The organism is Rhizobium gallicum bv. gallicum R602sp, from assembly GCF_000816845.1.
Lineage (GTDB): Bacteria > Pseudomonadota > Alphaproteobacteria > Rhizobiales > Rhizobiaceae > Rhizobium > Rhizobium gallicum.
Genome location: NZ_CP006877.1, coordinates 2,051,706 through 2,068,406 on the forward strand (window position 1 = coordinate 2,051,706; position 16,701 = coordinate 2,068,406).

The 16,701-nt window shown below is 60.1% G+C and carries 20 protein-coding genes; 13 read left to right on the forward strand and 7 right to left on the reverse strand.

Translation table 11 applies throughout. The annotated features are described in order from the left end of the window. The first annotated feature begins 217 nt into the window (after positions 1-217). The 4 genes from purC (at position 218) to RGR602_RS10290 (ending at position 2,521) form a co-directional block, all read left to right on the forward strand. Positions 218-982 (forward strand): phosphoribosylaminoimidazolesuccinocarboxamide synthase, encoded by a 765-nt coding sequence (gene purC / locus RGR602_RS10275; protein ID WP_022715264.1) that lies wholly within the window; start codon positions 218-220, stop codon positions 980-982. A gap of 30 nt (positions 983-1,012) precedes the next feature. Next, the gene (gene purS, locus RGR602_RS10280) at positions 1,013-1,255 is read left to right on the forward strand and encodes a phosphoribosylformylglycinamidine synthase subunit PurS (RefSeq protein ID WP_039845014.1); all 243 of its coding nucleotides are present in this window, start codon (positions 1,013-1,015) and stop codon (positions 1,253-1,255) included. Positions 1,256-1,404: 149 nt separating this feature from the next. Continuing rightward, positions 1,405-2,076 carry a phosphoribosylformylglycinamidine synthase subunit PurQ gene (gene purQ, locus RGR602_RS10285; RefSeq protein WP_039845015.1) on the forward strand — a complete coding sequence of 224 codons (672 nt, stop codon included), beginning with the start codon at positions 1,405-1,407 and terminating at the stop codon, positions 2,074-2,076. Between the two features lie 46 nt (positions 2,077-2,122). Next, positions 2,123-2,521, forward strand: a complete 399-nt coding sequence (locus tag RGR602_RS10290; RefSeq protein WP_039845016.1) for a lipoprotein — start codon at positions 2,123-2,125, stop codon at positions 2,519-2,521. Here RGR602_RS10290 and RGR602_RS35125 read toward each other — a convergent pair whose 3' ends face one another. Then, a complete protein-coding gene (locus RGR602_RS35125; protein ID WP_223843994.1) occupies positions 2,522-2,761 on the reverse strand; it encodes a DUF1127 domain-containing protein in 240 nt (79 codons plus the stop codon). Positions 2,762-2,847: 86 nt separating this feature from the next. Between RGR602_RS35125 and RGR602_RS10300 the strand changes: the two genes are divergently transcribed. The 4 genes from RGR602_RS10300 to RGR602_RS10315 all read left to right on the forward strand — a co-directional run bounded on the left by RGR602_RS10300 (position 2,848) and on the right by RGR602_RS10315 (position 7,690). Beyond that, the gene (locus RGR602_RS10300) at positions 2,848-4,266 is read left to right on the forward strand and encodes an aminotransferase-like domain-containing protein (protein ID WP_039845017.1); all 1,419 of its coding nucleotides are present in this window, start codon (positions 2,848-2,850) and stop codon (positions 4,264-4,266) included. Between the two features lie 223 nt (positions 4,267-4,489). Continuing rightward, entirely contained in the window at positions 4,490-5,071 is a 582-nt protein-coding gene (locus RGR602_RS10305; RefSeq protein ID WP_039845018.1) for an acyloxyacyl hydrolase, read from the forward strand. Positions 5,072-5,202: 131 nt separating this feature from the next. After that, the gene (gene purL / locus RGR602_RS10310; RefSeq protein ID WP_039845019.1) at positions 5,203-7,437 is read left to right on the forward strand and encodes a phosphoribosylformylglycinamidine synthase subunit PurL; all 2,235 of its coding nucleotides are present in this window, start codon (positions 5,203-5,205) and stop codon (positions 7,435-7,437) included. A 19-nt stretch (positions 7,438-7,456) separates the two neighbouring features. After that, positions 7,457-7,690 carry a BolA/IbaG family iron-sulfur metabolism protein gene (locus RGR602_RS10315; protein ID WP_039845020.1) on the forward strand — a complete coding sequence of 78 codons (234 nt, stop codon included), beginning with the start codon at positions 7,457-7,459 and terminating at the stop codon, positions 7,688-7,690. A 24-nt stretch (positions 7,691-7,714) separates the two neighbouring features. Here the strand turns inward: RGR602_RS10315 and RGR602_RS10320 are convergent, their stop codons facing one another. Continuing rightward, positions 7,715-8,866: a hypothetical protein gene (locus RGR602_RS10320; protein ID WP_039846778.1), complete on the reverse strand. Its 1,152-nt coding sequence runs from the start codon at positions 8,864-8,866 to the stop codon at positions 7,715-7,717. A 157-nt stretch (positions 8,867-9,023) separates the two neighbouring features. On the opposite strand from RGR602_RS10320, the gene RGR602_RS10325 reads away from it, so the two are divergent. The 4 genes from RGR602_RS10325 to RGR602_RS10340 all read left to right on the forward strand — a co-directional run bounded on the left by RGR602_RS10325 (position 9,024) and on the right by RGR602_RS10340 (position 12,396). Then, positions 9,024-9,251, forward strand: coding sequence for a hypothetical protein (locus tag RGR602_RS10325; protein WP_039845021.1), 228 nt, complete (start codon positions 9,024-9,026; stop codon positions 9,249-9,251). Between the two features lie 146 nt (positions 9,252-9,397). Then, complete coding sequence (gene grxD / locus RGR602_RS10330; RefSeq protein ID WP_039845022.1) at positions 9,398-9,730, forward strand: Grx4 family monothiol glutaredoxin; 333 nt, start codon at positions 9,398-9,400, stop codon at positions 9,728-9,730. A 140-nt stretch (positions 9,731-9,870) separates the two neighbouring features. Beyond that, a complete protein-coding gene (locus RGR602_RS10335) occupies positions 9,871-11,076 on the forward strand; it encodes a multidrug effflux MFS transporter (RefSeq protein ID WP_039845023.1) in 1,206 nt (401 codons plus the stop codon). A gap of 39 nt (positions 11,077-11,115) precedes the next feature. After that, entirely contained in the window at positions 11,116-12,396 is a 1,281-nt protein-coding gene (locus RGR602_RS10340) for a multidrug effflux MFS transporter (RefSeq protein ID WP_039845024.1), read from the forward strand. 75 nt (positions 12,397-12,471) lie between these two features. Here the strand turns inward: RGR602_RS10340 and RGR602_RS10345 are convergent, their stop codons facing one another. Together RGR602_RS10345 and RGR602_RS37060 are read right to left on the reverse strand one after the other, a co-directional pair. Next, complete coding sequence (locus tag RGR602_RS10345) at positions 12,472-13,230, reverse strand: aminoglycoside phosphotransferase family protein (RefSeq protein ID WP_039845025.1); 759 nt, start codon at positions 13,228-13,230, stop codon at positions 12,472-12,474. 9 nt (positions 13,231-13,239) lie between these two features. Next, on the reverse strand, positions 13,240-13,488 hold the full coding sequence (locus RGR602_RS37060) for a DUF982 domain-containing protein (RefSeq protein ID WP_039845026.1): 249 nt from the start codon (positions 13,486-13,488) through the stop codon (positions 13,240-13,242). A gap of 207 nt (positions 13,489-13,695) precedes the next feature. Here RGR602_RS37060 and RGR602_RS39190 point away from each other — a divergent pair, with 207 nt between their 5' ends. Continuing rightward, positions 13,696-13,824 (forward strand): hypothetical protein, encoded by a 129-nt coding sequence (locus tag RGR602_RS39190; RefSeq protein WP_257788081.1) that lies wholly within the window; start codon positions 13,696-13,698, stop codon positions 13,822-13,824. Between the two features lie 120 nt (positions 13,825-13,944). Here the strand turns inward: RGR602_RS39190 and RGR602_RS10355 are convergent, their stop codons facing one another. From RGR602_RS10355 to RGR602_RS10365, 3 genes are read right to left on the reverse strand one after another with little or no spacing between them, the layout of a single operon-like run. Beyond that, complete coding sequence (locus RGR602_RS10355) at positions 13,945-14,769, reverse strand: inositol monophosphatase family protein (RefSeq protein WP_039845027.1); 825 nt, start codon at positions 14,767-14,769, stop codon at positions 13,945-13,947. A 31-nt stretch (positions 14,770-14,800) separates the two neighbouring features. Then, positions 14,801-15,685, reverse strand: coding sequence for a tRNA 2-thiocytidine(32) synthetase TtcA (gene ttcA, locus RGR602_RS10360; protein WP_039845028.1), 885 nt, complete (start codon positions 15,683-15,685; stop codon positions 14,801-14,803). Between the two features lie 56 nt (positions 15,686-15,741). Then, entirely contained in the window at positions 15,742-16,671 is a 930-nt protein-coding gene (locus RGR602_RS10365) for a glutaminase (RefSeq protein ID WP_039845029.1), read from the reverse strand. Between the last annotated feature and the right edge of the window lie 30 nt (positions 16,672-16,701).

Below are 16,701 nucleotides of genomic sequence, written 5' to 3' on the forward strand. Positions count from 1 at the left end.
CGGCCGTGCTGGCGGCTTTGATTCCACCGCATCACAAAAAACTGTAAGCTTATCTCCAGAAAGTCTTCGATTCTCTTGGGCCGCGTTCCTACATATCTGGAATCCGGGGAAGGAGTGACAGGCGCATTGTGAAACTCTCTCTTTTCCTTTATGGGGACGCCACGAGATCCATCCACTCGCGCTATCCCAAGAGCGCCAACGACAGAGAACAACTAAAATGAACCGTCGCCGCCGTATCTACGAGGGCAAGGCCAAGATTCTATATGAGGGACCGGAACCGGGGACTTTGATCCAGTTCTTCAAGGATGACGCCACAGCCTTCAATAAGAAAAAACACGAAGTCATCGATGGCAAGGGCGTTCTGAACAACCGCATTTCGGAATACATCTTCAGCCATCTGAACAAGATCGGCATCCCGACGCACTTCATCCGCCGGCTCAACATGCGCGAGCAGTTAATCCGGGAAGTGGAGATGATCCCCCTCGAGATCGTTGTGCGCAACGTCGCTGCCGGTTCGCTGGCCAAGCGCCTCGGCATCGAGGAAGGCGTGGTTCTGCCGCGCTCGATCATCGAATTCTACTACAAGTCCGATGCTCTCGACGATCCGATGGTTTCGGAAGAACACATCACCGCCTTCGGCTGGGCAAACCCTGCCGAGCTCGACGACATCATGGCGCTCGCCATCCGAGTCAACGACTTCATGACCGGCCTCTTCCTTGGCGTCGGCATCCAGCTTGTCGATTTCAAGATCGAATGCGGACGGCTGTTCGAAGGCGACATGATGCGCATCATCCTTGCCGACGAGATTTCGCCCGATTCTTGCCGCCTCTGGGACATCGAAACCCACGAGAAGATGGACAAGGACCGCTTCCGCCGCGATATGGGCGGGCTTCTCGAAGCCTATTCCGAAGTCGCGCGCCGCCTCGGCATCATCAACGAAAACGAGCCTGTGCGCGGCACCGGCCCGGTTTTGGTCAAGTAAGTCGTTCTGGTCAAAGACAGGGAAGAAGAAGTGATCAAGGCTCGTGTAACCGTCACGCTGAAAAACGGCGTTCTCGATCCGCAGGGCAAGGCAATCGAAGGCGCGCTGAGCGGCCTCGGCTTCACAGGCATCGGCCATGTCCGCCAGGGCAAGGTCTTCGACCTCGAGCTCGAAAGCGCTGACAAGGCTAAGGCTGAAGCCGACCTCAAGGCCATGTGCGAAAAACTACTCGCAAACACGGTGATCGAAAATTATACTATTTCTCTCGACTGACGGTTGCGGAGAAGGTGATGGCTGACATGCAGGCGACACAACAATCTGCATGGCACGATGAGCCAGGTACTTGATCGCCTGGGTCGCATTAAAAATCGTCTCGAACTTCGAGAATTGGCAGAAGCACAAGCAAGGTTTGAACCGCACCCATGAAATCAGCCGTCGTTCAACTTCCGGGCCTCAACCGCGATCGCGACATGATCGCAGCGCTGACGAAAATTTCCGGCCACGCGCCGGTGACAATCTGGCAGACGGAAACCGACATTCCCGACGTCGATCTGATCGTCATTCCGGGCGGCTTTTCCTATGGCGATTATCTGCGCTGCGGTGCGATCGCGGCCCGCATGCCGGTGATGCAGGCTATCGTCGGCAAGGCTCAAAAAGGCGTCAAGGTTCTTGGCGTCTGCAACGGCTTTCAGATTCTCGTGGAAGCCGGCCTGCTGCCGGGCGCGCTGATGCGCAACGCCTCGCTGAGGTTCGTCTGCCGCGAGATCAAGCTTGAGGTCGCCAACGCCGATACGGATTTCACCCGCGCCTATGCCAAGGGTCAGGTCATACGTTGCCCGGTCGCCCACCACGACGGCAACTATTTCGCGGATGCCGAGACGTTGGCTGAGATAGAAGGCAATGGCCAGGTGGTTTTCCGCTATGCGGAAGGCACAAACCCGAACGGTTCGATCAACGACATTGCCGCAGTGATGAACGCCAAGGGCAACGTTCTCGGCATGATGCCGCATCCGGAAAACCTAATCGAAGCAGCCCATGGCGGTTCCGACGGCCGCGGGCTGTTTGCTTCGGCGCTCGACGTAATCGCTGCTTAACCTTCGGCGCGTAAGACGCTTCAAGAGGTCCACCGGAGCAAGATTGATGCGCCCTTCCACGAATATCGCAGCGGTTGCGGCGGCAAGCACGCTGTGCATTTTCATCGCGTCGTGCCAGTCCAGGGCACCCGCCTCCGGCCCGGATCGCAGCGCTCTTTCCACCATGGAGCGCGTTGCCGTCGGCGCCAATTCGTGCTGGTTCAAATCCGGTGATGCTGCATTTTCAGCCTACCGCCTGGCGCCGGAACTCAATTCCTTCACGGGCCGCCCACGAATCCTGGTTGTCCACAAGAACAGCCCGGAAGGCAGGCCGCTGCTCGTTGTTCAGGCAGAAGGCAACCCAGCCCGCCTCCAGGCCTTCGGACCGATGATGTCCGAGCCGGTTTCCACCCGTATTGCTGGCGACGTGACCCGCTGGTCCAGCGGCGGCAAAACCTGCCGCTGATCAATCCCAGAAACGCGATTTGCTGATTTCCTTCGCAGCATCTGCCGGCGAAAGCCCGATGTCGCGCAGCTGCCAATCCGCCATCTCGCGCAGGGCTCGCCGCCCTTCGCGCTTCATGCTCCAGCAAGACAGTCTCTCCTGAATCTTAGCAAGCAGCCCTTCCGTCGGACTGGGTTGCAATTTGTACCGTTCACCAACGGCAACAATTGATACAATGTGCTGATCGATCTTCTGATTCATAGACATCGTCATGAAGGTCCGCTTCGTTACTGACAGTTGTTGATACTCTTGACAGACAAAGGGTGACAATCTATCAAATTGTTACCATGACAAATTGGCTCCCTGATCTTTCGCGCGGCTCCGGCCCAGTCTATATGCGCCTGGCGGACAGCATCGAGTCCGCCATCGCCAGCGGCGCCCTCCCCGCGGGCAGCAAACTGCCACCGCAGCGGAACCTTGCCTATGATATCGGCGTGACGATCGGCACAATCGGCCGGGCCTATGCTTTGGTGCACGAACGCGGACTGGTGGCGGGCGAAGTCGGGCGTGGAACCTATGTGCTTGATCGCGCGGAGACGGCGCCGAGCGAACAGGCCGATCCGCTGACGATTTCGCTTGGCGGCACGCGGGTTCTCGACGCGCCGGCAAACAAGATCCGCTTCGACACCACCGCGGCTCCCGATCTCGGCCAGGGCCGCATTATCGGTCAGATCCTCGCCGAAATCGGGGAGCAGAACATTTCGGAGATATCCTCCTACTCCCGCAATTTCCCACAAAATTGGTTCCTGGCCGGGCAGAGGTGGCTGGCGCGAAATGGCTGGACGCCGGAGACGGAGAATATCGTTCCGACGCTGGGCGCCCATGCGGCCGCGGTGTCGATCATCTCGGCCGTGTCCTCGCCCGGCGATAAGATCGTCTTTGAGAACCTGAGCTACACGCAGGTGAGCCGCAGCGCCCGCCTGCTGGGTCGACGGACGATCACCGTCGATTCCGACGAGAACGGCGTCCTTCCTGATGACTTCGAGCGGCTATGCCAGCAGCAGCATCCCAAGCTCGCCTTTTTGATGCCAACCGCGCACAACCCGACGCTCGCAACCATGCCCTATGAACGCCGCGCCGCGATTGCTGCGACGGCCCGCAGGCATGGCGTCTGGCTAATCGAGGACGACCTTTATGGCGGCATGACGGGTGACGAAATCCCTTTGCTGGCGTCGCTAGCGCCCGACCGTACCTTCCTCGTCAACGGGCTTTCCAAATCGGTCGCGGCCGGCGTCCGCGGTGGATGGGTCGCCTGCCCGCCGCATTTTGCCCAGCGAATCAAAGTCACGCACAAGATGATCACCGGTGGCTTGCCCTTCATTCTCGCGGAGACCTGCGCACGCCTCGTCGAAAGCGGCATCGCCCATGCCATGCGCAAGGCAAGTATCACCGAACTTGCCGTACGAGAGCGGCTCGTCGGCGAATTGCTGGACGGGTTCGATTTCGAATCACACCCGCATGTACCCTTCCTCTGGCTGAAGCTTCCCGATCCCTGGATGTCCGGCACCTTCAAGAACGCCGCGTTTCGCGATGGCGTGCTGGTCGATGACGAGGATGAGTTCAAGGCAGCCCGCGCCGACAAGGTCTATCACCGCGTGCGCATCGGCTTCTCCTCGCCGAAGAGCAAGGACGCGCTTGAAAACGGCCTGATCATTTTGAGAAGCCTGCTGGAAGGCGGCGGCTCGGCCTATGTCGGCGAAATTTAACATCTTCCGCGCCCGAAGGGACGGGGATTTTGAAGGGCGGCTCGGGCCGCCCTTTCACGTTCTCGGGCGGGGGTTTAACCGCCTTCGATGGCCGTGTTCAAGCCGCTAGGATGTTGACCGCCGCGTTGACGTCAGCATGAACATAAGACGCCTTGCTGGCTTGGCAGCGACTCATGCTACCAATTCTCCCGTTCCCCTTGGCGCGGAACAAGGAGGACACCGGATGACGATCCCTAACCGCGGGTTGGTGCTGCGTTCCTTGAGTATTCTGCTGGCGTCATTGATCGCCGACGTGTCGGACGTCTCTGCATCCGCACATGCGGAGGAACGAATTTTCGATGAACTGCGTTTTGGCGCGTCAACCTCGACCCAGGGCGGCAACGAGCGTGAGGACGGCGTTTTCCCCGAAGTTACGGCATTCTTCGATCCCTTCGGCGCCGATTTCGCTACCGATTGGAGCCAAAAGCTGGTGCGCCCCCGCATTCACCTCGGCACGTCGACCGGAACCGGGGGCGAAGCGACCCAAGTCTTCACCGGCCTTTCCTGGACCGCCGATATCAATGACAAGCTTTTTGCCGAAGCCGGTTTTGGGGGCCTTATCCACACCGGCGATCTCGATGACGACGGCGATGGGCCGGCACTCGGCTGCCGACTGCTATTTCATGAATATGTTGGCCTGGGGTACCGTTTCGACACCCACTGGAACGTAACGGCGCAAGTTGCCCATTCCTCGCACGCAGATCTTTGTGACGGTCCGAATGACGGCATGACGCGCGCAGGCGTTCAGATCGGGTATAAATTCTAAGCGAACGCTTGGGCCTCAAAGGCACTTCGTCCGCTCTTTGTTGACCGTGGGCATTTTCCTGTCGCGTGCCGCCCTTACATAGGTTAAAGGACACCGCAAAACGCGCAACGGCAGGGACTTTTCGAGAGCTCATGACCATATCCAATACCCGCCCGATCACCCCCGAACTCATCGCCAGCCACGGCCTGAAGCCGGATGAATATCAGCGGATACTGGACCTGATCGGCCGCGAGCCGACCTTCACCGAACTCGGCATCTTTTCGGCCATGTGGAACGAGCACTGCTCGTACAAATCTTCCAAGAAGTGGCTGCGCACGCTGCCGACCAAGGGGCCGCGTGTCATCCAGGGCCCAGGCGAGAACGCGGGCGTTGTCGATATCGACGACGGGGATTGTGTGGTCTTCAAGATGGAAAGCCACAACCACCCCTCCTATATCGAGCCGTACCAGGGTGCTGCGACTGGCGTCGGCGGCATCCTGCGCGACGTCTTCACCATGGGCGCCCGCCCGATCGCAGCGATGAACGCTCTTCGTTTCGGCGAACCGGATCATCCGAAGACGCGCCATCTCGTCGCTGGCGTCGTCGCCGGTGTCGGCGGATATGGCAATTCCTTCGGCGTTCCGACGGTCGGCGGTGAGGTCGAGTTCGACGCCCGCTACAACGGCAACATCCTCGTCAACGCCTTTGCGGCGGGGCTCGCGAAGTCGAATGCCATTTTCCTGTCGGAAGCCAAGGGCGTCGGCCTGCCGGTCGTCTATCTGGGCGCCAAGACCGGCCGCGACGGCGTCGGCGGCGCGACGATGGCCTCCGCCGAATTCGACGAGTCGATCGAGGAAAAGCGCCCGACCGTCCAGGTCGGCGACCCCTTCACCGAGAAGTGCCTGCTGGAAGCCTGCCTTGAACTGATGCAGACCGGTGCCGTCATCGCCATCCAGGACATGGGTGCGGCCGGCCTCACCTGCTCGGCCGTCGAAATGGGCGCCAAGGGCGATCTCGGCATCCTGCTCGAACTCGACAGGGTTCCGGTCCGCGAAGAGCAGATGACCGCCTACGAGATGATGCTCTCGGAGAGCCAGGAGCGTATGCTCATGGTCCTCGAGCCGGACAAGGAGGCGGTCGCCAAGGCGATCTTCGTCAAGTGGGGCCTGGATTTCGCGATCGTCGGCAAGACCACCGACGACCTGCGCTTCCGCGTCGTGCATCAGGGCGAAGAAGTCGCCAATCTACCGATCAAGGACCTCGGTGACCAGGCGCCGGAATACGATCGCCCCTGGCGGGAATCCGGTAAGCGCGCTCCCCTCCCCGCTGAGCTCGTATCAGCACCGGACGATTATGGTAAGGCGCTGCTGAAACTCGTCGGCTCGCCGAACCAGTCCAGCCGCCGCTGGGTCTACGAACAATACGATACGCTGATCCAGGGCAATTCGCTGCAGCTTCCGGGCGGCGACGCCGGCGTTGTCCGCGTCGAAGGACATCCGACAAAGGCGCTTGCCTTCTCGTCCGATGTCACCCCGCGTTATGTCGAGGCCGATCCGTTCGAAGGCGGCAAGCAGGCCGTCGCCGAATGCTGGCGCAATATCACCGCGACGGGAGCCGAGCCGCTGGCTGCGACCGACAACCTTAATTTCGGCAATCCGGAGAAGCCGGAAATTATGGGCCAGTTCGTCGAAGCCGTAAAAGGCATCGGCGAAGCCTGCCGTGCGCTGGATTTCCCGATCGTTTCCGGCAACGTCTCGCTCTACAACGAGACGAATGGCATCGCGATCCTGCCCACCCCGACGATCGCAGGCGTCGGCCTGCTGCCGGACTGGCAGGCGATGGCGTGCATCGGTGGCGCATCCGATGGCGACCAGCTGATCCTGATCGGCACCGACGGCAGCCATCTGGGCTCCTCGATCTACCTGCGCGATGTGGTCGGCAGCATCGATGGTCCGGCGCCGGAAGTGGATCTCTTCGCCGAGCGCCGCAACGGCGATTTCGTTCGTTCGGCAATCCGCAACGGCCAGGTCACCGCCTGCCACGATATCTCTTCCGGCGGCCTCGCCCTGGCGCTCGCGGAAATGGCGATGGCATCGGGCAAGGGCCTGATGGTGACGCTTGCCGAAGGCAAGGGCGCGCCGCATGCCCTCCTTTTCGGGGAAGACCAGGCACGCTACGTCATCGCGGTCAAACCCGACGTCGCCGGTTTCGTCTGCGCCAATGCGGAAGGCGCCGGCGTGCCCTTCCGCCGTCTCGGCACGCTTGCCGGCAGCGACCTCGTTGTCGATGATCTTTTGTCGCTCCCCATTCAGCAATTGCGCAACGCCCATGAATCGTGGTTCCCTGAATTCATGGATAGCGCAGAGGCACTTGTCGCTGCGGAATGATGTGCAAGGAGTTACGATCATGGCTATGAAACCCGGCGACATCGAAGACATGATCAGGGCCGGGATACCCGGTGCCAAGGTGACGATCCGCGACCTTGCGGGCGACGGTGATCATTACGCCGCCGAAGTCGTGGCCGAAGCCTTCCGGGGCAAGAGCCGCGTCCAGCAGCACCAGATGGTGTATGAGGCCCTCAAAGGAAACATGGGCGGCATCCTGCACGCACTGGCGTTGCAGACATCGGCCCCGGAATGATGCTTCGATTATTGGAATGCCCGGTCACAAGCCGGGCATTTTTTGCAGTCCGCCATCGGCGACAAGAGCGGCAGGCACCGGTCCGGCCGTCAGCAGCGTGAAATCGAAGGCTGCGCGCAGGTCCGGCCCCAGCACGTATTGCCGGTGCACCCGCAGGAAATCCAGCTTGATCTTCTTGTAGTGTTCCGGCGTCAGCATCTGCTTGACGCGGATGAACTGCATTCTTGCCTGCGGTGCGTCCGGGTGGCCCGCTGCAGCGACAACCGGCACCTTGTAGAAATGGATGGCGTCCGTCAGGCAGTGCACGTCGAGCCAGGAGACGGACCGGCAGAACGCGATCCGCCCGACATGGGCGCGCAGCGCTTTTGCGGGTGACAGCAGAGCGCATTGCAGCACCGCCGAACCAAGCGAAGCAAAGACGACCTGCTTGCCGTCGAAGATTTCCGGCTCCTTCTCAAGGAGCAAACCGACGACATGTGCGGCAACGCTCGAGCCCATGCTGTGCGACGAGATCACATATTCGTCAGCATCCTCCAGCAGCGCCTCGCGCGCCGCAGTCGCACAGCGTACGAGCCATGCGTCGACCTCGGGGCGATCCATGCGCCCGAGCGCAACCGCCATTTCCCAATCCGCGAAGAGATGCAGGGCGTAGAAGCGTTCGGCGAAAGGTAGGAAGAGATAGACGAAGAAGCCAGCCGCCGCCGGCAGGCTCCAGACGATATGCCAAATCCCGAGGCCGAAGCCCATCGGTGCCGAAGCGATCGTGGCCATCAGCATGAGGCCGAGCAGCATCAGCACGAACGGAAAGATGAAGAAAAGGCCGAAGCGCCAGGCATGACGGAAATAGCCGGCCAATCCCCCGTCCACGATGATGCGGCCGCAGGCGGCAAAGCCGTCGACTATGCGCTTTGCCGCCGGCTTGGCGCTAAGATGCCGTACGAGCACGTCATGATCGAAAACATGAACCCTGCTTGCGGTCTGCCAGAAATCGGACGCAGCGAGTACGTCGAATTTCGCAAACTCGTAGCAATCGTCTATTTCGGCTAGCTGCGCCTGGAAGCCCCAAACCTTTCCGCTTTGTCTGGCCGCTCGCTCGTAGCGGGCCCGGTGAGCCTCCCCGTCCAGCGGTTCGAAACCCGGGAAGTGAAGTACCACCCTCTTCTTGATCAATTCCATAAATATCTTTCCGGCGAGCTCGGCCCGCCAATTCGCAAAACGCGCATGCATGTGAAATGTGGCGGAAAAGGCTCTCGTGCTGTTGAAGAGCGCTTGCTAACCGAAAGCATCGGGATTTCAATAGCCACGAAAGCGTTTGGGTGCTGGAGGGGTTTGAATGGCTGATATCGTGAAGGAACTCGTGAGCGGCGTTGTCGAGACCGTGCTCAAGGAAATCCTCAAGAAAACTGCGCTCCGAACCACCACCAAGCGAAAGAAGCGAAAGACACGCTCTTCCACGACCGGTCGCTTCACCCGCACTGGCTCAACGGCGAATAAACCCGCCCGCAAACAGGTCAGCAAACGCCGCACTGCCACTGCCCGCAGCAGGCAGCGCAGCCGCTAGGCCTTCCGCCATCGTGCCATCATCCACCGTAAGCATGCTTATCTTTTTTTGATTTTGGCGGCTGGAATTTGAGCCGTCACATGCTATCTAAGGCTCACGATTGAAACGGCAGGCCTTTAACCTGCCTGTTGAAAGGATTAGGTCCCATGAGCGGTATCAACGAATTCATCGACAACGAAATCAAGACGAACGATGTCGTCCTTTTCATGAAGGGCACGCCGCAGTTTCCGCAGTGTGGTTTCTCCGGCCAGGTCGTCCAGATCCTCGATTACCTCGGTGTCGACTACAAGGGCATTGACGTGCTCGCCGATTCGGAAATCCGCCAGGGCATCAAGGACTATTCGAAATGGCCGACAATCCCGCAGCTTTACGTGAAGGGCGAGTTTATCGGCGGCTGTGACATCGTGCGGGAAATGTTCCAGGCCGGCGAGTTACAGCAGCACTTCCAGGAAAATGGCGTGACGGTTCGCGCCGCCTGACAGGTCACCGGGCGTCCGTCCGGTTTCCAAATCTGCTCTAATTCGAGTTCAAGGCGCTGTGCTCAACAGCGCCTTGACCTGTTTATGGGATTTTCATTGTGACAGATTCGTCTCAAGCCGTGTCCGCGGGCCAGAGGCCCATGGGCAAGCGTGAATTCATCGCGCTCGCCGCCTTTTTGATGGCAACCAATTCGCTGGCAATCGATATCATGCTGCCGGCTCTGCAGCAGATCGGCGCCAATCTGGGCGTCGAAAGCGAAAACCACCGGCAATTCGTCGTCTCGTCCTATCTTCTCGGCTTCGGCGGCGCTCAGCTCTTCTATGGCCCGATTTCCGACCGCTTCGGCCGTCGCCTGCCGCTTCTCGTGGGTCTGGGGATTTACATCGCTTCCGCGATTGGGATTGCTTTCATACCCTCGTTTGCCGGCTTACTCGTCTTGCGTTTCATCCAAGGCATCGGCTCTGCGGCAACGCGCGTCATCACCATTTCGATCGTCCGCGACATCTACGGCGGCCGGCAGATGGCCGAAGTCATGTCGCTGATCATGATGGTGTTCATGATCGTGCCGGTCGTCGCGCCCGGGAGCGGCCAGATCATCATGCTCTTTGCGAGTTGGCACATGATCTTCGTCTTCATCGCCGCAATGGGGGCGGCAATCGCCGCATGGACCTTCTATCGCCTGCCGGAGACGCTCGATCCGCGCAACATGCGCCCCTTCACCGCGCGCTCGATCCTCAGCGGCTTCCATCTCGTTCTGACGAACCGCATCGCACTTTGCTATACGCTTGCAACCACCTTCATCTTCGGCTCGCTGTTTGGATTCATCAACTCCGCGCAGCAGATCTATGTCGGCATCTACGATCTCGGCGTCTATTTCCCCTTCGCCTTCGCCGCTGTCGCGGTCTTTATGTCCATTGCGTCGTTTCTCAATTCGCGCTTCGTCGGCAAGTTTGGCATGCGGCGGCTGTCGCATGGATCGCTGCTCGGTTTCGTCGCGGTCAACACACTCTGGATGATCGTGCAGGTCGTTGGCCCGCAGCCGATGCCTTTCTTCCTATTCATCGGCTTCTTCGGCATTGCGATGTTCCAGTTCGGCTGGATCGGCTCGAACTTCAACTCGCTCGCCATGGAGCCGCTCGGCCACGTGGCGGGCACGGCCTCCTCCGTCCTCGGCTTCATGAGCACGATCGGCGGCGCAATCATCGGCGCGGCAATCGGCCAAGCCTTCGACGGGACGGCGCTGCCGATGGTCTCCGGTTATTTCGCCGTGTCGATCATCGGACTCGTCTTCGTCCTCATCGCCGAGAAGGGCCGTCTGTTTCAGCCACACAATCCGCGTCTCTGAGCAGCCATTTCACGATTTTACATTGACTGGATTTGAAGAATGATTCCGAAGCATAAACCGCATACTGAAAATCAAGGCTCCAGCCGGATCGGCATGGGCTTTACGGAATTCGTCATAACGATCGCGCTCATGACCGCCAGCATCGCCATGGCAATCGACAGCATGCTGCCGGCGCTTCCCGCCATCGGCCGCTCGCTGAGCGTGACGAGCACCAACGATGCGCAACTCATCATCGGTGTCTTCTTCTTCGGCTTTGGTGTCTCGCAGATCATCTTCGGCAGCCTCTCCGACACCTTCGGCCGCCGCCGCATCCTGCTCGGCGGCCTCGCCGTCTACGTGCTGGCGATGTTCGGCGCGGCACTGACCGGCAGCTTCGAGATGCTGCTCGTCATGCGCTTCGTCCAGGGTATTGGCGGCGCCGCGGTGCGCATCACCACGATGGCGGTTGTCCGCGACTGCTTCGGCGGCCGCGAAATGGCCCGCGTCATGTCCTACGTGATGATCGTCTTCATGATCGTGCCGATCGTCGCGCCTTCCGTGGGCCAGCTGATCATCAGCTACACCGACTGGCACTGGATCTTCATCCTGCTCGGCATCGTCGGCGCGGTGCTCTTCCTCTGGGCACTGCTACGCCTGAAGGAGTCGCTGCCGGCCGATGAGCGCATCCCGCTGTCCGTCGATTCGATCGTCGACGGCTTCAGGACCGTTCTCACCAACCGCATCACCTGCGGCTACATGATCGGGCTCACGATGTTCACGGGCGTAATTAGCGCCTATGTGATCTCCGTCCAGCAGGTTTTCGGTGAAGTCTACGGCCTCGGGGATTGGCTGCCGATCGCCTTTGCGGCAACGGCAGGCGGCATTGCCGTTGCCAACTTCGCCAACGGCTTCTTCGTGCGCACCTTCGGCATGCGCCGCATCTCGCACACCGCAATGATCTTCTTTACGGTGATTTCGGCGTTCGGCTGGGTCATGGCGCTCGATGCCAAAGTCAATTTCGCGTTGGACTACGCTCTGTTCTCCATTCTGCTGATGATGTTTGCCGTCATCGCCACGAACTTCACGGCAATCAGTCTGGAACCGATGGGCAATCTTGCAGGCACGGCGACCGCCATCACCGGTTTCGTCTCGACCTCCGTCGGCGCGCTGCTCGGAGGAGGCGTCGGCCAGCTCTTCAACGGTACCGTCCAGCCGCTCTTTGCAGGCTTTGCGGTCTTCGGCGCAATCAGCATCGTCGCCACGCTCTTTGCCGAAAAGGGCAAGCTCTTCACCCACCCGGGCGACAGCCCGCAACTCGACCCGGGTGCCGCGCATTTGTGATGGTGTGCCATGTCAGCCTGCGCCTTGCGCCGGCAGGCGGAATTTCGATTTGGAGAATTTGCGATTGGCGCGCGATCAGATATCTGACCAACCCGTCTCAGCCATTCGTATCAGCTCGTCTTCTTCCTTCGAAACCCCCTCTGCCAGCCGGGACGCGGCGACAAAGGGCAACCAGGCGAAAATATCGCCTAGGGCAAGGCCGCTGGCTCTTGCATAGGTTTCGGCATAGCGCATGGCCATTTCGGGAGCTGCATGATGTATCAGGACATAGGTGCGACAGACGTCGGCGGCCGGGCTGCCGGCGCATGCGTCCAACCAATCTACGACCATCGCTTGACCAGGTGAGCCGAGGATGTTTGAGGGATGAAAATCTCCGTGACAGAGAACGTTCCCGTTCGGCAGGGTATCGAGCCCCCTCAGAAGCCTTTCACGATGTGCTGTACTTAAGAATGGCGCATGCCGAATATTTGAGCCCAGTCTCGCCTTGAGCTCCGGAAGGGCGCGGGCGGCTTGGCCGTGGATTTCCCTGTGCAGCCGCACCATTTCATCCAGGTATTTTGGAATCAACGCGGGCTGGGAGATCATCGCATTGGCAAAAGGCTGCCCGCGGGCCCGGGTCATCAACAGCCCCCAGCGGTCGCCATACTGTCTGACGTCTGAAATTTTTGGCGCCGGCAGGCCAAATGGCTCGATGTGCGCCAGAATCGCGGCTTCTCTGAACGCAGCATTTTTGGACGCGGTGACCCTGTAAAGCTTAAGGACCAGCGCCCCATGCTCGTAGACCTCCGCCTCCTTGCCGGTACCGAGTAGATCGCCGATATCAACGGAGTTCATCACGCCGGATCAGACAACATATTCGAGGTGCGCCTCGCTGGCGGCGACCAGGAATTTCTTCCGCACCTCAGCGGCCGGCGTCGCGTCGTTGAAGGCATCCAGACATGTAATCTCGGCGCGGTAGAGCGCCGGGCCATCGTGGATCGGCCATTCGGTGACCATCAGCTTGTAGGCATCGTGAACCGTCTTGACGACGCGATAGCGTCCGCCGAGTTTGATCCTGACGGGCGGGAATTTCCGGATATCCTTTTTCTCCATGACGCAATACCTCACGCAAAACATTCGACTCAACGAATCACCAGGCGACTCGTTCCAGCGCATTTCGCTCGGGTCTCGAGCAGCCTGACGGCACGCCGCGCGCGACGATGCGGACACTTTCCATGACCTTTTGTTCATCTGGCGTTCATATTTCTTGTGGCCATCGCCCTTTCGGGCTAATCTGCCCTGGCAACGATGGAGCAAGAGATGATCAAGACCACCGTCGCGGCTTCAGTATTTGCCGCTTATGCCTTTGCGATGTTCGCAATCGCATCCCTCCCGCAAAACTCGCCCGGCATCCCGGTCGATCAGGTGACGACAAGTTCGACGAACTAAGCCCAGCCCGACGCGAAAAACCCCGCTTAGAAGCGGGGCTATATCGTGATCAAAACTGCTTGGGAGGAAATATGCATTCCCTATATGTCGGGCATGGATCGAGGCTTACGCCCTCGCTCCTCAGACCGTGAAAACCTCCCGCCGCAGCAACTCCCACGACGCCTTGTCCGGAGCGATCAGCAACCCACCGCCGACGTGGTGCGGAAGGTAGGCCGTTCCATCGAAACGCGCCGCATGGGCGCCCGCCTCCTGGCAGATCAGCGTTCCCGCCAGATGATCCCAGGGCATCAGCTTATTGTACATCAGGTAATGCACGTGTCCTGACGCGAATGTCCGGTATTCATGCGCGGCGCAGCGGTAATTCACGAGGAAGCGTACCTTTGCGAGATTTGCGAGAATTTCCGGACGCTTCTCCTTCGGTAGGTAGCCGGTCGAAGCCATACCGACCATCTGTTCCAATGCCACCGGCGCTGCCACCGAAAGCCGCTGCGACTCGCCCTCCGGCCGTCGCAGCCAGGCGCCGCCCCCCTTTTCCGCCATCACCCAGTCGTCACCCATCGGGTCGTAGATGATGCCGGCAACGGTTTCACCCTTCGACACGACCGAAGCCATGACGCCGAAGGCGGGAATGCCGGAAGCAAAATTGAAGGTGCCGTCGACTGGATCGACGACGATCGCAAGATCCGCTCCCTGCAGCTTGCCGAGCAGCGCAGGGTCGGCAGCAACCGACTCCTCGCCGATGAAGACTGCGTCCGGCCAGCGTTTTGCCGCCTCCGCCTTCATCATCCGCTCAGCCTGCTCGTCGGCTTCCGTCACCAGGTCAGTCGCCTCGGTCTTGACCCGTACGTCGCCGCTGCCAAGCCGCCGGAAGCGCGGCAATATCTCGGCCTTCGCCGCCCGCCTGAGGAGATCGGAGAGCGTCGTCACATCAACAGTCGAAGTCATGGCATGTCCTTACTCTTGAGCGTTAGCCCAGTTATGCGCTCTTCGGTGACGGCTCTGTGACCATCAGGCTGGAAAAATCGAAAAGCTGCGGATCGAGCAGGTGTGAGGGGTTCACATGCGCAAGCGCCCGCAGCATCGTGTCCTTGCGCCCCGGCATGCGCCGCTCGATATCCGCAAGCATATCCTTCATCGCATTGCGCTGCAGGCCGTCTTGCGAGCCGCAGAGATCGCAGGGGATGATTGGAAACCGCATGGCCGCCGCAAACTTCGCCATGTCGTCCTCCGCGCAATATGCAAGCGGCCTGAGCACCATGAGGTCGCCTTCGTCGTTGAGCAGCTTCGCCGGCATGGAGGCGAGACGCCCGCCATGGAAAAAGTTCATAAAGAAGGTCTCGAGGATATCCTCGCGGTGATGGCCGAGCACCAGGGCATCACAGCCCTCCTCCCGCGCGATGCGGTAAAGGTTGCCGCGGCGAAGACGGGAACAGAGGGCGCAGTAGGTCGCCCCCTCCGGTACCTTCTCCTTCACGATCGAATAGGTATCCCGATATTCGATGCGGTGCTTTACACCGATCCTCGTCAGAAAATCCGGCAGGATATGTTTCGGAAAGTTCGGCTGGCCCTGGTCGAGATTGCAGGCCATCAGCTCGACCGGCAGCAGTCCACGCCATTGCAAGTCGAGCAGCAGCGCCAGCAAACCGTAGGAATCTTTGCCGCCTGAAATGCCGACCAGCCAGCGCTTTTGACCCTTCAGCATGCCGAAATCGTCGAAGGCTTGGCGAACCTGCCGGAGCAGGCGCTTGCGCAGCTTGTTGAACGAGACGGAACCCGGGGCATCGGCAAAGAGCGCATGGGCGGTCACGCCGTCTCCCGCAGCCTCCCCGAATGCCTCATCAATGTTGGCTGCGATATTCATCGTCCTACCCAATCCAATGACTCTGCCTTAGCAGAAAGCCATGCGTCTACGAAGCATCAATCGCCGAAAACCGACCAGCCTGTGCGCGCTGCAAGCATTTCCAGCGCCACGGCCGCGAGCTGCGAATTGCCCACCTTGTTCAAACCCGGCGACCAGGCGGCGATCGAGGCGACCCCCGGGGCAACGGCGAAGATGCCGCCGCCGACGCCGCTCTTGCCGGGAAGGCCGACATGATAGGCGAAGTCGCCCGAGCCGTCGTAATGGCCACAGGTGAGCATCAGTGCATTGATGCGCCGCGCGCGCTTCGGCGACACGACCGAATGGCCGGTCATGGGATTGCTGCCGCGGGCTGCAAGGAACAGCCCGGCCTTTGCTAATTGCTCGCAGCTCATAGACAGCGCGCATTGATGGAAATAGACGCCAAGCACATGTTCGACCGGATGATCGATATTCTTGTAGGCGCGCATGAAATTGGCGAGCGCGAAATTCCGGTATCCGGTCTGCGTCTCGGAGCGCGCCACCTTCTCATCGATCGTCACCGACTCGTCGTCCGCCAGATAGCGAACGAAGCGGAGCAGTTCGCCGATCGCCTCGCGCGGCGCATGACCGGCCATCACGACGTCGGTGACGGCGATTGCCCCGGCATTAATGAAGGGATTGCGCGGGATTCCGTGCTCATGCTCGAGCTGGACAATGGAATTGAAGGCTGACCCGGAAGGTTCGCGCCCGACGCGCTTCCAGAGTCCCTCGCCGACCTTGCCGAGCGCTAAGGTCAGCATGAAGACCTTGGAAATGCTCTGGATGGAGAACGGCACGCCGGCATCGCCGGCGCGGTAGATCTTGCCATCGACCGTCACGACCGCCATGCCGAACTGGTGCGGATCGATCTTTGCAAGCTCAGGGATATAGTCCGCGACCTTGCCCTCGCCGATGCGGGGGGTCAGCTCCTTGTAGATGCTGTCGAGGACAGCCTGCAAATCCACCATGGCTTCTCTCCAGAGAACAAAAAAGCCGCC